This is a genomic window from Rhizobium vallis (genome assembly GCF_003985155.1).
Lineage (GTDB): Bacteria > Pseudomonadota > Alphaproteobacteria > Rhizobiales > Rhizobiaceae > Rhizobium > Rhizobium vallis.
The window spans coordinates 171,963-185,540 of the sequence record NZ_ML133689.1 but is presented as its reverse complement, the minus strand read 5'-3'; the positions used below and the strand labels follow the sequence as shown (position 1 = coordinate 185,540).

Here is a 13,578-nt window from a genome sequence, read left to right as displayed (position 1 = left end):
CCGACGAGTCAGGCTGGCAGTATTTCCTTGAGAGCGGATATCAGTCGGGTGCATTCCTCGTCCGTGCCGATGCTGATGCGCAGGAAGTCCGAGATACGCGGCTTGGCGAATTGCCGGACGAGCACGTGACGCTCCCGCAGAGCGGCTTGAAGTGCAGCGCCGGGCTGGCTTTGGTGCCTTGCGAAAACGAAATTCGCTTGCGACGGCAGCACCTCGAAATCCAGCGCTTGGAGCTCTCGAACGAGACTTTCCCGGGTGGCGATGATTTTCCCCCGGCACGCGTCGAACCATGCATCGTCCTTGATCGCCGCCGTTGCCGCAAGCTGCGCCAGACAATCCAGCGGATAGGAATTGAAGCTGTCCTTGACGCGCACCAGCGCCTCGATCAGATCCCGGTGTCCCAGCGCAAAGCCGACACGCAGACCTGCGAAGGAACGAGACTTGGACAAGGTCTGGATAACAAGCAGATTGGGATGGGCGGAAATCAGCGGCACGGCGCTTTCACCGCCGAAATCGACATAGGCCTCGTCTACCACGACGACGGCATCCGGATGGGCGGCAAGGAGCGCCTCGATCCCGGCCAGCGGCAGACCGATGCCGGTCGGCGCATTCGGATTGGGAATGATGATCGCGCCGCATGGCCTGTCATAATCCGCGAGCCGGATCTGGAACTTGTCGTCGACCGGTATCTCGACCGCCTCGATACCATATAGCAGGCTATAGGTCGGATAGAAGCTATAGGTCACGTCGGGATAGAGCAGCGGCAGATCGTGTTTCAGCAGCGCCTGGAACGTATGGGCGAGAACCTCGTCGGAGCCATTGCCGACGAACACTTCTTCCGCCGTCAGGCCGAAGCGGGCTGCGATCGCTTCGCGCAACTCGGTGGCGGCGGGGTCGGGATAAAGCCGCAGACGATCGTCGGCAGCTTGGCCGATAGCCTCGAGCGCCTTCGGCGATGGCCCATAGGGATTCTCGTTGGTATTGAGCTTGACCAGGCCAGGGATGCGCGGCTGCTCTCCCGCGACATAAGGCCGAAGCGTGCTGACGATATCAGACCAGTATCGGCTCATTCGGATTCGCGGTCCTTCATTCCGCCGCCGTCTTCTGGCCGAAACGCTTCTCGATATAATCGACGACAAGCGCCTCGAAATCGGAAGCGATATTCGGGCCACGCAGCGTCAGCGCTTTCTTGCCATCGATGAAAACGGGTGCGGCCGGCGTCTCACCGGTGCCGGGAAGCGAAATACCGATATCGGCATGTTTGCTTTCGCCCGGCCCATTGACGATGCAGCCCATGACGGCGACGTTCAGAGCCTCGACGCCGGGATATTTCTCGCGCCAGACCGGCATGTTCTTGCGGATGTCGTTCTGGATGTTCTGCGCAAGCTCCTGGAACACTGTTGAGGTCGTGCGCCCGCAGCCCGGACAGGCGGCAACGACAGGCACGAACTGGCGGAAGCCCATGACCTGCAGGATTTCCTGCGCCACCTGGACTTCACGCGTGCGGTCGCCATTCGGCTCCGGCGTCAGCGACACGCGGATCGTATCGCCGATGCCGTGCTGCAGCACGAAGCCCATCGCCGCCGACGAGGCGACGATGCCCTTGGTGCCCATACCGGCCTCGGTGAGGCCAAGATGCAGCGCATGGTTGGAACGATCGGCCAGCATGGAATTGACGGCGATCAGGTCCTGCACCTGGCTGACCTTGGCCGACAGAATGATGCGATTGCGCGGCAGGCCGATCTCCTCGGCAAGGGCTGCCGACAGCAGCGCGGACTGCACGATCGCCTCGCGCGTCACCTGCCTGGCCGAAAGCGGCGAGCCGGCTTCGGCATTCTGGTCCATCAGCGCCGTCAGCAGATCCTGATCGAGCGAGCCCCAGTTGACGCCGATGCGCACCGGTTTGTCATAGCGGATCGCCATCTCGATGATCTCGGCGAACTGCTTGTCCTTCTTGTCCTTGAAGCCGACATTGCCGGGATTGATGCGGTATTTCGCCAGAGCCTCGGCGCAAGCCGGATGGTCGGCCAGCAGCTTGTGGCCGATGTAGTGAAAGTCGCCGATCAGCGGCACGTCCATGCCGAGCCGCAGCAGCCGCTCGCGGATCTTCGGCACGGCGGCGGCACTTTCGTCGCGGTCGACGGTAATGCGCACCAGCTCGGAACCCGCCCGATGGAGGGCCGCGACCTGCGCAACGGTCGAATCGATATCGGCCGTATCCGTATTCGTCATGGACTGCACGACGATCGGCGCGCCACCGCCGACAATGACGCCGCCGACATCGACGGCAACGGAAGCGCGGCGCGGTTTCGGATCAAAATCGGCGGCTGACAACATGAAGTGCTTTTTCACCCCTAAAAACAGTGCCTTTCAGGTGGATCATGGCCGCTTTCTTGTCAACCGCCCCTGATATCACTTTTGTTGGGAGGCGGCTTAGTGGCCGCCTCCGGAGACCCCGTCGGCATAGTGGGCCAGCTTGGAAAACGCCAGAACCACGATGAGCAGCGCCGGCAGCGCCATGAAGACCGCGGCAAAGCCGACATGCTCGGCGACGAAGCCGATCAGGGACGGAGCAACCAGCATGCCGGAATAGCCCATGGTCGTGACGACCGAAATGCCGATGCCGGGCTTGAGGCCGGGAATATTGCCCGCCGCCGAGAAAGCGATCGGCACCATGTTGGAAATGCCGATACCGCAAAAGGCAAAGCCCAGAATGGCGATCTCGGCATCGGGCGCCAAGCCTGCAAGCAGCATGCCGACGATGGCGAACAAAGTGCAGATCCGCAGCGTTTTGACGCCGCCGAGACGATCTCGCACCAGGTCGCCGGCAAAGCGCATGATTGCCATCGTCGCCGAAAAGGCTGCGAAACCAAGGCCGGAAAGCGCCACGGACGCATCCATTTCCTGGCGGAGATAGAGCGCACCCCAGTCCAGAACCGCCCCCTCAGGCACCATGGAGAACAGGGCCATCAAACCGAGCAGCCATGGCAGCGGCACCATCGGCAGTCTTGTCTTTTCCTTCTTGGTGTCGGGATGCGGCGGATCGGCAAGGATCATCGGCCAGGCGACGGCCAGGAAGATCGCCGCCAGCACCGTCGCCAGTTGCGCATGGCCGAGAATGCCGAGCTTCGAAATCACGATGCCGCCGAGGCCCGAGCCGATCAGGCCGCCAAGGCTCCAGAAAGCATGGCAGGACGACATGATGGCGCGGCGCATCGATTTCTCGACCGAAACGGCATTGGCATTCATCGCCACATCCATTGCGCCGATGAAGCCGCCGAACAGGAAGAGCGAGATTGCCCCAGTGATCACATTTGGCGCGAGCGTCAATGTCAGCAGCAGCGGCAGCACGCAGACAGCCAGGACCTGAACGACGATACGCGAGCCATGCTTGGCGATCTGCGCGCCGGCGATCGGCATCATGACCAGCGAGCCGACGCCGAAGACGAGGATCATCAGCCCCAACTCGAACTTGCTCAGCGCCAGACGCTCGGCAAAGTCCGGGATCTTCGGGGCCCAGCAGCCGACGACAAAGCCATTCATCAGAAAGAGCAGGGAAACCGCCGCCCTGCTTTTGGTAACGAAGCCGCTCCGGACCCCCGGCGCACTCACATGACTATCCATTTTCCGGTCTTTCCTCATTGCCGGGCTTGCTCGCGCCCGGTTTCCCTAAACTCTATGGTGACGCCTCAGTTCATTTTCTCGGCGATAACAGTCCTGCATCCGCGCTCGCGGTAGCGGTCGAGAATGGCCGGATCGGCATCGTGCTCGACGACCAGGCATTCGCAATGGGAAACCGGCAGGATGCTATGAGGGGCAGCCGTGCCGAATTTCTCCGAGGTTGCAGCCACCAACACCCTCTTGCTTCGTGATGTGGCAAATCGCTTGAGTTCCGCATCCTCGAAGCCGAACACGGTGATGCCGGCCTCGAGATCGACGCCGCAGGCGCCGAGAATGCAGAGATCGGGCGAAATCTGCTCCATATCCCGCAAGGCCTTGGCGCCGAGCGAACCGCCCGTCTGCCGGTCCACCATTCCGCCGATCACGATGACGTTGACGGCAGGCTTGTCGATGAGCGCGGCGGCAATCGCCGGCGCATTGGTCGCGGCCGTCAGTTCAAGCTCGGCCGGCAAAGCATTGGCAATCGCCAGATTGGTGCTGCCGGCATCAAAGAACACGCACGAACCTGCGGCGATCTGCTTTGCCGCAGCACGCGCCAGCGCCTGTTTGCGGTCGGCGGCAAAGCCCACGCGCTGCGTCAGGCTTCCATGCGCCGGCGAAACCGGCAGCGCGCCGCCATAGACCCGCTCACAGAGCCCCGCAGCCGCCATTTCACGCAGGTCGCGCCGCACCGTATCCTCGGAGACGCCGAATTCGAGCGCAAGTTCCGCCGCCAGCACACGGCCGTTCAGCCGCAGCCTCTCGGAAATCACCCCTTGGCGCTCTCGCAACAGAAAATCCTGCATGTTCCTACCGGGTTAATATCTGAAATACCGAGAACGTGCATAAACGCTTACGACCGTGCAGGCAACATGCACGATCACACGTTTTCTGACATCCTGAAACAAAGCTCACGGTTGGAGCGAATATGCCCTATTGACCGGTCCAGGAGGCGGGAATATCGATTGGTTATTCCCGATTCCCACCGGCATATCCGCCACCTGGTGCGTTCTCCCCGTGAAAAACTCCACAAGCCTGGGCATCCTGCTCACGACAGTCGCCTATATGGCGTTCACCTTCCATGACGCGATCATCAAGATCCTGACTTCAAGCATTCCCGTCTGGCAGATCCTATTTTTCCGCAGTCTCACGATCTTCGTCGGTTGCCTCGCCTATGGCCGCGGCAAGGTCGTTCATCAGGCAATGACATCGCCGATCATCAAGCCGATGATCGCCCGCAGCATCCTTCTTCTCTGCGCCTGGCTTTCCTATTATTCCGCCGCAAGCCGCCTGCAGCTCGCCGAAGTTACGACGCTCTATTACGCCGCACCTGTCGTCGGCACCGCGCTCGCCTGGTTCGTCCTGAAGGAGGAGGTTACGCCGGCACGCTGGCTGGCCGTCGGCGTTGGTTTCGTCGGCGTCCTGATCGCCTGCAATCCGGTCGGCCTCAAGATTTCCTGGCCGGTTTATCTGGCGCTGCAGGCCGCCGTCCTCTGGGCCTCAGCCATGGTGCTGCTGCGCAAGACCTCGCTGCATGGGAAGACCATTATTCAGCTCACCGTTTCCAATGTCTTTTTTCTCGGTATGACCGGCATTGCCGTCCTCTACACTTGGCAGACCCCCGATATGACGCAGCTTGCCCTTCTGATCGCCACCGGCGTCGTTGCCGGCTGCGCCCAGTTCGCCCTTTTCGAGGGCATGCGTCAGGCGCCCGTCTCCGTGCTTGCGCCATTCGAATATAGCTCTCTCGTCTGGGCCTTCCTGCTCGGTTATCTCATCTGGGCCGATATCCCCACCCCCAACGTGGTTGTCGGCGCTGCTTTGATCCTCGGCGCCGGATTGATCATCGTCGTCAGCGAAAGGCTGCGCCGTCGCATCACAGCGTGATGCCTTTTTTATCGGATTCGTCGTTCAAGCAGCCATTTGAGAAAAATATTCGCAGTTGCTGGTTTTATTCGCAGTTTTCTACGCTTCCGGCGCCCTAGTTTTCTGCAAAGTATCGCTCATCCGATGACAACCTCCCAAGGATGGATAGAAAATGAATTGGTTGAAAACCGTTGCCGCCGCCGCTCTCATTCAGGCTGCCGCCCTCTTGCCCGCCCATGCCGGCGAAAACCTCGCCGCCATCAAATCGGTCGGCGTCTTCAAGATCGGCACCGAAGGCACCTATGCGCCTTTCACCTATCATGACGAAAGCGGCAAGCTCGTCGGCTTTGACGTCGAGATCGGCCAAGCTATCGCCGCCAAGCTCGGCGTCAAGGCCGAGTTCGTCGAAGGCAAGTGGGATGGCCTGATCGCCGGCCTCGACGCCAAGCGCTACGACACCGTCATCAACCAGGTCGGTATCACCGAGGCGCGCAAGCAGAAATATGATTTCTCTGAACCCTATATCGCTTCCAAGGCCGTGCTGATCGCCCGCGACGGCGACGACAGCATCAAGACCTTCGCCGATCTGAAGGGCAAGAAGGCCGCCCAGTCGTTGACCAGCAACTTCGGCAAGCTCGCAACCGAAGCCGGCGCCGAACTCGTCGGCACCGATGGCTTCGACCAGTCGATCCAGCTCGTGCTGACCAAGCGCGCCGACGCCACGATCAACGACAGCCTTTCCTTCCTCGATTTCAAGAAGCACAAGCCGGACGCGCCGGTGAAGATCGTCGCCGAGCAGGAAAATGCTGATTACTCCGGCGTCATCATCCGCAAGAGCGAGCCGGAGCTGCTTGAAGCGATCAACAAGGCGCTCGCCGACATCAAGGCCGACGGCACTTACAAGAAGATCGCCGACAAGTATTTTGGTCAGGACGTTTCGAAGTAAGTTAAACCCCTCCCCAACCCCTCCCCACAAGGGGGAGGGGCTTCGATGCCGCGCTGTTCTTATTTCAAAACAGCCTTTCAGCTAACAGTACGGTCGCTATTTGGTACGCCCGGGCCTCCGATAAGTCCCTCCCCCTTGTGGGGAGGGGTTGGGGAGGGGTATTCCACTTCAACGTACCAACCCACGAGAGGGAACTCCCTTGGCGCACTGGCTCCAACTGATGGTGGAATCGCTTCCCTCGCTCCTCTGGGCGGGATTGATCTTCACGATCCCCCTCACCCTGCTGTCCTTTATCTTCGGCTTGGCTCTCGGGCTCGCCACCGCGATCGCTCGGCTCTTCGGGCCGGCGCCTGTCGCTGCCATCGCGCGCTCCTATGTCTGGGTCATCCGCGGCACACCGCTGCTCGTCCAGCTCTTTGTCATCTTCTACGGCCTGCCGAGCCTCGGCATCCTGCTCGACGCCTTTCCCGCCGCCTTGATCGGCTTTACCTTGAATATTGGCGCCTACAGCTCCGAGATCATCCGCGCCGTCATTTCCTCCGTGCCCAAGGGTCAGTGGGAGGCCGCCTATTCGATCGGCATGAGCTGGCGTCAGGCGATGAGCCGCACCATCCTGCCGCAGGCCGCCCGCGTCGCCGTGCCGCCACTGTCGAACACCTTCATCTCGCTTGTGAAGGATACATCGCTTGCAGCCGCCATCACCGTGCCGGAGCTTTTCCAGGCGGCGCAGCGCATCGTCGCCACCACTTATGAGCCACTGATCCTTTATATCGAGGCGGCGCTGATCTATCTCGTCCTCAGCTCCGTCCTCTCGCAGCTGCAGGTGCGGCTGGAACGGCGCTTCGCGCGTTATGGCGGCATGCTGGAGGCAAATGCATGATCGAGCTTTCCAACATCGAAAAGCGCTTCGGCGAAGCCGTCATCCTGAAGGACATCAGCATCCGCATTCCCGAGGGCAGCGTCACCGCGCTGGTCGGGCCGTCCGGCGGCGGCAAGAGCACGCTCTTGCGCTGCATCAACCTGCTCGAGATCCCGACATCAGGCGCCATTCGCCTCGGGGAGGAGACGCTCTCCTTCGCGCCCGACAAACGAACGAGCTGGCAGGCGATCCAGAAGATCCGCCGCCAGACCGGCATGGTCTTCCAGAATTTTCAGCTCTTCCCGCATCAGACGGCGATCGAGAACGTCATGGAAGGGCTGGTGACGGTCTTGAAGTGGCCGAGGGAAAAGGCGCGTGAGCGCGCCAGCGAGCTGCTGACCAAGGTTGGCATGTCGCACAAGACCGATGCCTGGCCTTCGACACTCTCGGGCGGCCAGCAGCAGCGTGTGGCGATCGCCCGGGCGCTTGCTCCTTCACCGCGCGTCCTGCTTTGCGACGAACCGACTTCGGCGCTCGATCCGGAGCTTTCTGCCGAGGTGGTCGACGTGCTGGGCCGGCTTGCCCGCGAGGGCACGACGATGGTCATGGCGACCCACGATCTCCGGCTCGCCTCCAAGATCGCCAACGACGTCGTCTTTCTGGAAGCCGGAAGCGTGGTGGAAACAGGCAGCGCAAGGGCGATCTTCAATGCGCCGGAGCGCGAACGCACCAAGCGCTTCATCTCGACGATCAACGCCGCCCATACCTACGATATCTGAAGCGTCTCACGTGAATCATGATTCACGTGAGACGCCTTGGGTGTTTTTCTGGACGCTTCGGCGCGAGCTGCCTCAGGCCGCGGTAATGACCGAGCGCGCAGCCTTCAGCGCATTGCCCCACCAGATGAGTTGGTCGAGCTGGTTCTTGGCCGCCTCGTTGAGATGCGGGTAATCGCCGAGGCTCTTGCCTTCCTTCAGCACGCTCAGATATTCGCTGAAGGCGATGTGCACGCCCGTTTTCACCGAGGCGGCACCCATTTCCACGAAGATCAGCCTCAGGTGCTCGACGGCACGCGCGCCGCCGACGCCGCCGTAACCGACGAAGGCAACCGGTTTGTGGATGAATTCACCGAGATCGATGGCATTCTTCAGAACGGCGGTCGGCGCGTGATTATATTCCGCCGCGGTGAAGATATAGCCGTCGAATTCACGCAGCTTTTTCTTCCAGCGCTCAGCGGTCTCGTTTTCCGCCTCGGTTGCACGGGCCTCGCCGAAGAACGGCAGCGGATAATCACGAAGATCCAGCACCTCGACAGCAAGCTCGGAGCGCGCTCCGGCAGTTTCGGCAATCCATTGAGCGGGGTGATCGGCAAAGCGGCCGATACGCGTGCTTCCGACGATGACGGCGATTTTCAGCTGGCTCATGGGGTTCTTTCCTGTTGAATGGCGGGTTCCCTGGAGCGCAACGCTCCTTGAAATGGCGCATAGCGCTTTCAGGCTATAGGCCGAATTGTTTCTAGGAAACAAGCGCCATGCAAGGCAAGTCGGAGACGCGGGGAAACGTCTAAAAATCACGCGTTCTGATTGACCAGCCGCGCACAATCGAGTGATGGGAGGGAATGCTGCCGGAGCGACCTTTGATCGCCCCGGCAGCCGAATTGCTCACCCGCCGTAAACGACGAGCAGGTCCTTGGCGTCGATCTGATCGCCGGCGCGCACCAACACCTCGGAGATCGTGCCATCCTTTTCGGCATGGATCGCGGTTTCCATCTTCATGGCCTCGATGGAGACCAGCACGTCGCCGGCATTGACGGCCTGGCCGGACGAGACGAAGACGCGGCTGATGACGCCAGGCATCGGCGCGCCGACATGGGCGGCATTGCCGACCTCGGCCTTGCGGCGAACGGCAGCACCCGTCGCCCCATGGGCCCGGTCCGGCACCTTGATGCGGCGCGGCTGCCCGTTGAGCTCGAAGAAGATGGTCACCATGCCCTGGCTGTCGGTCGCGCTCATCGCCTGGTTGACGATGACGAGCGTCTTGCCCTTTTCGATATCGGCAAACAGTTCCTCGCCGTCCTTCAGGCCGTAGAAATAAGCGGGCGTCGGCAGCACCGAGACTGGGCCGTATGTATCAGAGGCGAGCGCAAAGTCGGTGAAGACCTTCGGATACATCAGGTAGGAGGCGAATTCGAAGTCGCTGACCTCGCGCTCCAGCTTGGTCTCGATAGCTTTGCGCTCGGCATCGAGGTCAGCCTCCTTGAGAAGCGAGCCGGGACGCACCGTATAGGGCTTGTCACCCTTCAGCGCCTTCTTCTGCAGCGCCTCCGGCCATCCCGACGGCGGTTGGCCGAGATCGCCCTTCAGCATCGAAACCACCGATTCCGGGAAGGAGACCTCCCTATCCGGGCTGACGACGTCAGCAACCGTCAGATCCTGGCTGACCATCATCAGCGCCATGTCGCCGACGACCTTGGAGGACGGCGTCACCTTGACGATATCGCCGAACATCTGGTTGGCGTCGGCATAGGCCTGCGCCACCCGGTGCCAGCGGGTCTCCAGACCGAGCGAACGGGCCTGCTCCTTGAGATTGGTGAACTGGCCGCCCGGCATTTCATGGAGGTAGACTTCCGACGCCGGACCCTTGAGGTCGCTTTCGAAGGCGGCATACTGGTTGCGCACCGCTTCCCAGTAGAAGGAGATGCGGCGAATCCATTCCGGATCGAGACCCGGATCGCGCTCGGAGCCGGCGAGCGCCTCGACGATCGAGCCGAGACAGGGCTGCGAGGTATTGCCCGACAGCGCATCCATCGCCGCATCGACGGCATCGACACCGGCCTCGACCGCGGCAAGAATGGTTGCCGCCGCAATGCCCGATGTATCATGCGTGTGGAAATGGATCGGCAGGCCGGTCGCCTCGCGCAGCGCCTTGAACAGAACCTTCGCCGCCGCAGGCTTCAAGAGACCGGCCATGTCTTTCAGCGCGATGATATGCGCGCCGGCCTTTTCGAGTTCGACGGCGAGGTCGGTATAGTATTTCAGATCGTATTTCGGGCGAGCCGAGTTCAGGATATCGCCGGTATAGCAGATCGCCGCCTCGCAGAGCTTGTTCTCCTCGGCAATCGCGTCCATCGACACCCGCATGTTCTCGACCCAGTTCAGGCAGTCGAAGACACGGAAGAGATCGATGCCGCCCCTCGCCGCCTGGCGGACGAAGTATTTGACGACATTGTCGGGATAATTGGTGTAGCCGACGCCATTGGCGCCACGCAGCAGCATCTGCAGCAGAAGGTTCGGGGCGCCCTCGCGGATCAGCGCCAGCCGCTCCCACGGATCTTCGGTCAGGAAGCGCATGGAGACGTCGAAGGTCGCACCTCCCCAGCATTCGAGCGACAGCAGGTTCGGCAGCGCATGCGCGTAAGTGCCGGCGATGCGGGCGATGTCGTAGGTGCGCATGCGGGTGGCAAGCAGCGACTGGTGGCCGTCGCGCATCGTCGTATCGGTCAGCAGCACACGCTTCTCGTTGCGCATCCATTCACCGAATTTCTTCGGGCCGAGCGTATCGAGAAGCTGCTTCGTACCGTCCTTCACACTATTGCCGTTGGAATAGGGAACAATCGGCTGGGCAGCGTTTTCAAGCGGCCGCGGCCTGTCCTTGGCTTCGGGATGGCCGTTGACGGTGACGTCGGCGAGATAGGTGAGCAGCTTCGTCGCGCGGTCCTGGCGCTTGACCTGCTGGAAGAGCTCCGGCGTCGTGTCGATGAAGCGGGTCGTATAGCTGTTGTCCCGGAACTTCGCGTGACCGATAATCGCTTCGAGGAAGGTCAGGTTGGTGGCGACACCGCGAATACGGAATTCGCGCAGCGCCCGGTCCATGCGGGAAATCGCTTCGGACGGGTTCGGCGCCCAGGCCGTCACCTTGACGAGCAGCGGATCGTAGTAGCGGGTGATGATGGCGCCGGAATAGGAGGTGCCGCCGTCAAGACGGATGCCGAAGCCGGATGCCGAGCGATAGGCGGTGATGCGGCCGTAGTCCGGGATGAAGTTGTGCTCGGGATCTTCGGTGGTGATGCGGCATTGTAACGCATGGCCGTTGAGACGAATGTCGGCTTGAGCGGGAACGCCCGATTCCGGCGTGCCGATCGCAAAACCGTCGAGAATGTGGATCTGCGCCTTGACGATGTCGATGCCGGTGACGACTTCGGTCACGGTATGCTCGACCTGGATGCGCGGATTGACCTCGATGAAGTAGAATTTGCCGGTATCGGCATCCATCAGATATTCGACGGTGCCGGCGCCGATATAATTGGTCGCCGCCGCGATCTTCAGCGAATAGGCGGCAAGCTCCTGGCGCTGCGCTTCCGAGAGATAAGGTGCCGGCGCGCGCTCGACGACCTTCTGGTTGCGGCGCTGGATGGAGCAGTCGCGCTCAAAGAGATGCACGACATTGCCGTGGGTGTCGCCGAGGATCTGGCTTTCGACATGGCGTGCGCGCTCGACGAGCTTTTCGAGATAGACCTCGTCCTTGCCGAAGGCGGCCATCGCCTCGCGCTTGGCCTCGGTCACCTCGCGGGCGAGATCCTTCGGATCGCGGATCGCGCGCATGCCGCGCCCGCCACCGCCCCAGGAGGCCTTGAGCATGACGGGATAACCGATCTCTTCCGCCATTTTCGCCACTTCGGCCATATCGTCAGGCAGCGGCTCCGTTGCCGGCACGACAGGCACGCCGACCGAAATCGCCAGGTTGCGCGCCGCAACCTTGTTGCCGAGCTGGCGCATCGTATCGCCCTTCGGACCGATGAAGATGATGCCGGCCTCATTGCAGGCGTCGACGAATTCAGGGCTTTCCGACAGCAGGCCGTAGCCCGGATGGATGGCATCGGCGCCGGAGAGCTTGGCGACGCGGATGACCTCGTCGATCGACAGATAGCTTTCGATCGGCCCGAGATCGCGCGAAAGATGCGGGCCGCGGCCGACCTGATAGCTCTCGTCCGCCTTGAAGCGGTGCAGCGCCAGTTTGTCTTCCTCCGCCCAGATTGCCACCGTTTTTATTCCAAGCTCGTTGGCCGCGCGGAACACGCGGATGGCTATTTCGGAGCGATTGGCAACGAGTATCTTGGATATGGGCAAAACGGTCTCCTCCGTCGTTCAGACACGGGCATGCTGCACCCGCGAAGAAAATTCTTAACTTCTTGTCACGAGAAGTTCAATTTCTCTTGCGACTGCGAAATGCACTTTCTCGCCATGCCAATGCATGCCGGCCAGCGGTCTCCGGCGGCTTTGGCGACAAGGATGAAAGAAACCTAGCTTATCAGGCCATGGCGGAAGGCGAGAGCCACCGCCTGCTGCCGGTTTTTAGCCTTCAGTTTATCCTGCAGGCCGTTCATATACCAGTCGACGGTGTGGTTTGAGATCTTCAGCATCTTGCTGATCTCCATCGAGGTCATGCCTTCTGCGAGATAACGCAGGATTTCCATCTCGCGCCGCGTCAGCGGCGTTTCAGCCGGCAGCACGGTTTCCAGCGCCTGTGCCTCGCCCTTCAAATCGAGCAACCGCCAAAAGGCCTTGCGCGCCACCGCCTCGAACAGGGAGATCGCCACCGGCGACAGCTCGACTGGCTTGCCGCTGATGCTGAGGCCACCGAGAATACCGCTGCGTCCATGGACCGGAAAGATGTAGCCGTCCTCCAGCCCGTGGCCGAAGGCATCGACCATCATCTGCTCCATGCGCCGCTCGTGCCCATCCTTGCGGAAGGCCGCCATGCTCTCCCGCCAGCGGAACGGCCGCTGCGCATGGCCGAGATAACGGACGATCGGATCGACCAGGAGATATTTTTTAGCGGCATATATCTGCTGCCATTGTTCCGGCCAGCGGCCGGCAAGCATACCGGCCCAGGGTTCCGGATTCTGCTGCGAATGGCGCGACAGGCTGTAATATTCGAAGCCGCATGCCCGAATGACCTGCTCCAGCTCGCCGACGAGGGCCTCGGGCTTCGAGCATTCCTCGAGAATTACAAGTAATTGAATTAAGGAATTAATATTCACAAAAATTGCCCTTGCCCGGACCCGATGTCCGCATCGAGGCCGTCGGCGGCTTTTCAGATTGGTCGCGAAACGGTCTTCTACAATAAAATGCAGTCTCTAATTTAATGCTGTGCTAAACATTGATTAAAATGCAAGCGCAAATTGCCGCGACATATACCTAAGCGGCAATTTCCACGCCATAGTCATCTCGTCGCACCCTCTGATAGT

Annotated in this window: 11 protein-coding genes; 4 read left to right on the top strand and 7 right to left on the bottom strand. The window is 61.1% G+C overall.

What is annotated here, in order from left to right; translation table 11 throughout:
- Positions 1 to 8: 8 nt before the first annotated feature.
- From hisC to EFQ99_RS13970, 4 genes are all read right to left on the bottom strand, one after another.
- Positions 9 to 1,070, bottom strand: coding sequence for a histidinol-phosphate transaminase (gene hisC / locus EFQ99_RS13985; protein ID WP_126921620.1), 1,062 nt, complete (start codon positions 1,068 to 1,070; stop codon positions 9 to 11).
- A gap of 16 nt (positions 1,071 to 1,086) precedes the next feature.
- Entirely contained in the window at positions 1,087 to 2,337 is a 1,251-nt protein-coding gene (gene ispG, locus EFQ99_RS13980) for a flavodoxin-dependent (E)-4-hydroxy-3-methylbut-2-enyl-diphosphate synthase (protein ID WP_126921619.1), read from the bottom strand.
- Between the two features lie 96 nt (positions 2,338 to 2,433).
- On the bottom strand, positions 2,434 to 3,624 hold the full coding sequence (locus EFQ99_RS13975) for an MFS transporter (protein WP_126921618.1): 1,191 nt from the start codon (positions 3,622 to 3,624) through the stop codon (positions 2,434 to 2,436).
- A gap of 65 nt (positions 3,625 to 3,689) precedes the next feature.
- On the bottom strand, positions 3,690 to 4,466 hold the full coding sequence (locus tag EFQ99_RS13970) for a DeoR/GlpR family DNA-binding transcription regulator (protein ID WP_126921617.1): 777 nt from the start codon (positions 4,464 to 4,466) through the stop codon (positions 3,690 to 3,692).
- A 130-nt stretch (positions 4,467 to 4,596) separates the two neighbouring features.
- Here EFQ99_RS13970 and EFQ99_RS13965 point away from each other — a divergent pair, with 130 nt between their 5' ends.
- The 4 genes from EFQ99_RS13965 to EFQ99_RS13945 all read left to right on the top strand — a co-directional run bounded on the left by EFQ99_RS13965 (position 4,597) and on the right by EFQ99_RS13945 (position 8,110).
- Positions 4,597 to 5,547 carry a DMT family transporter gene (locus EFQ99_RS13965; protein ID WP_208722755.1) on the top strand — a complete coding sequence of 317 codons (951 nt, stop codon included), beginning with the start codon at positions 4,597 to 4,599 and terminating at the stop codon, positions 5,545 to 5,547.
- A 151-nt stretch (positions 5,548 to 5,698) separates the two neighbouring features.
- Positions 5,699 to 6,472, top strand: a complete 774-nt coding sequence (locus tag EFQ99_RS13960; protein WP_126921615.1) for an amino acid ABC transporter substrate-binding protein — start codon at positions 5,699 to 5,701, stop codon at positions 6,470 to 6,472.
- Between the two features lie 199 nt (positions 6,473 to 6,671).
- The gene (locus EFQ99_RS13950) at positions 6,672 to 7,352 is read left to right on the top strand and encodes an amino acid ABC transporter permease (protein ID WP_126921614.1); all 681 of its coding nucleotides are present in this window, start codon (positions 6,672 to 6,674) and stop codon (positions 7,350 to 7,352) included.
- The gene (locus EFQ99_RS13945; protein WP_126921613.1) at positions 7,349 to 8,110 is read left to right on the top strand and encodes an amino acid ABC transporter ATP-binding protein; all 762 of its coding nucleotides are present in this window, start codon (positions 7,349 to 7,351) and stop codon (positions 8,108 to 8,110) included. Before EFQ99_RS13950 ends, EFQ99_RS13945 begins: the two co-directional genes overlap by 4 nt.
- A gap of 72 nt (positions 8,111 to 8,182) precedes the next feature.
- Here the strand turns inward: EFQ99_RS13945 and EFQ99_RS13940 are convergent, their stop codons facing one another.
- From EFQ99_RS13940 to EFQ99_RS13930, 3 genes are all read right to left on the bottom strand, one after another.
- The gene (locus tag EFQ99_RS13940) at positions 8,183 to 8,755 is read right to left on the bottom strand and encodes an NADPH-dependent FMN reductase (RefSeq protein ID WP_126921612.1); all 573 of its coding nucleotides are present in this window, start codon (positions 8,753 to 8,755) and stop codon (positions 8,183 to 8,185) included.
- 237 nt (positions 8,756 to 8,992) lie between these two features.
- Positions 8,993 to 12,457: a pyruvate carboxylase gene (gene pyc / locus EFQ99_RS13935; protein ID WP_126921611.1), complete on the bottom strand. Its 3,465-nt coding sequence runs from the start codon at positions 12,455 to 12,457 to the stop codon at positions 8,993 to 8,995.
- Positions 12,458 to 12,630: 173 nt separating this feature from the next.
- The gene (locus tag EFQ99_RS13930) at positions 12,631 to 13,371 is read right to left on the bottom strand and encodes a helix-turn-helix transcriptional regulator (protein ID WP_126921610.1); all 741 of its coding nucleotides are present in this window, start codon (positions 13,369 to 13,371) and stop codon (positions 12,631 to 12,633) included.
- Positions 13,372 to 13,578: the final 207 nt, after the last annotated feature.

Bases quoted from the DNA above. Each gene is read 5' to 3' on its own strand.
- EFQ99_RS13945 (WP_126921613.1), top strand. From the start codon at position 7,349: ATGATCGAGCTTTCCAACATCGAAAAGCGCTTCGGCGAAGCCGTCATC.
- EFQ99_RS13975 (WP_126921618.1), bottom strand. From the start codon at position 3,624: ATGGATAGTCATGTGAGTGCGCCGGGGGTCCGGAGCGGCTTCGTTACC.
- EFQ99_RS13970 (WP_126921617.1), bottom strand. From the start codon at position 4,466: ATGCAGGATTTTCTGTTGCGAGAGCGCCAAGGGGTGATTTCCGAGAGG.
- EFQ99_RS13940 (WP_126921612.1), bottom strand. From the start codon at position 8,755: ATGAGCCAGCTGAAAATCGCCGTCATCGTCGGAAGCACGCGTATCGGC.
- hisC (WP_126921620.1), bottom strand. From the start codon at position 1,070: ATGAGCCGATACTGGTCTGATATCGTCAGCACGCTTCGGCCTTATGTC.
- ispG (WP_126921619.1), bottom strand. From the start codon at position 2,337: ATGTTGTCAGCCGCCGATTTTGATCCGAAACCGCGCCGCGCTTCCGTT.
- EFQ99_RS13960 (WP_126921615.1), top strand. From the start codon at position 5,699: ATGAATTGGTTGAAAACCGTTGCCGCCGCCGCTCTCATTCAGGCTGCC.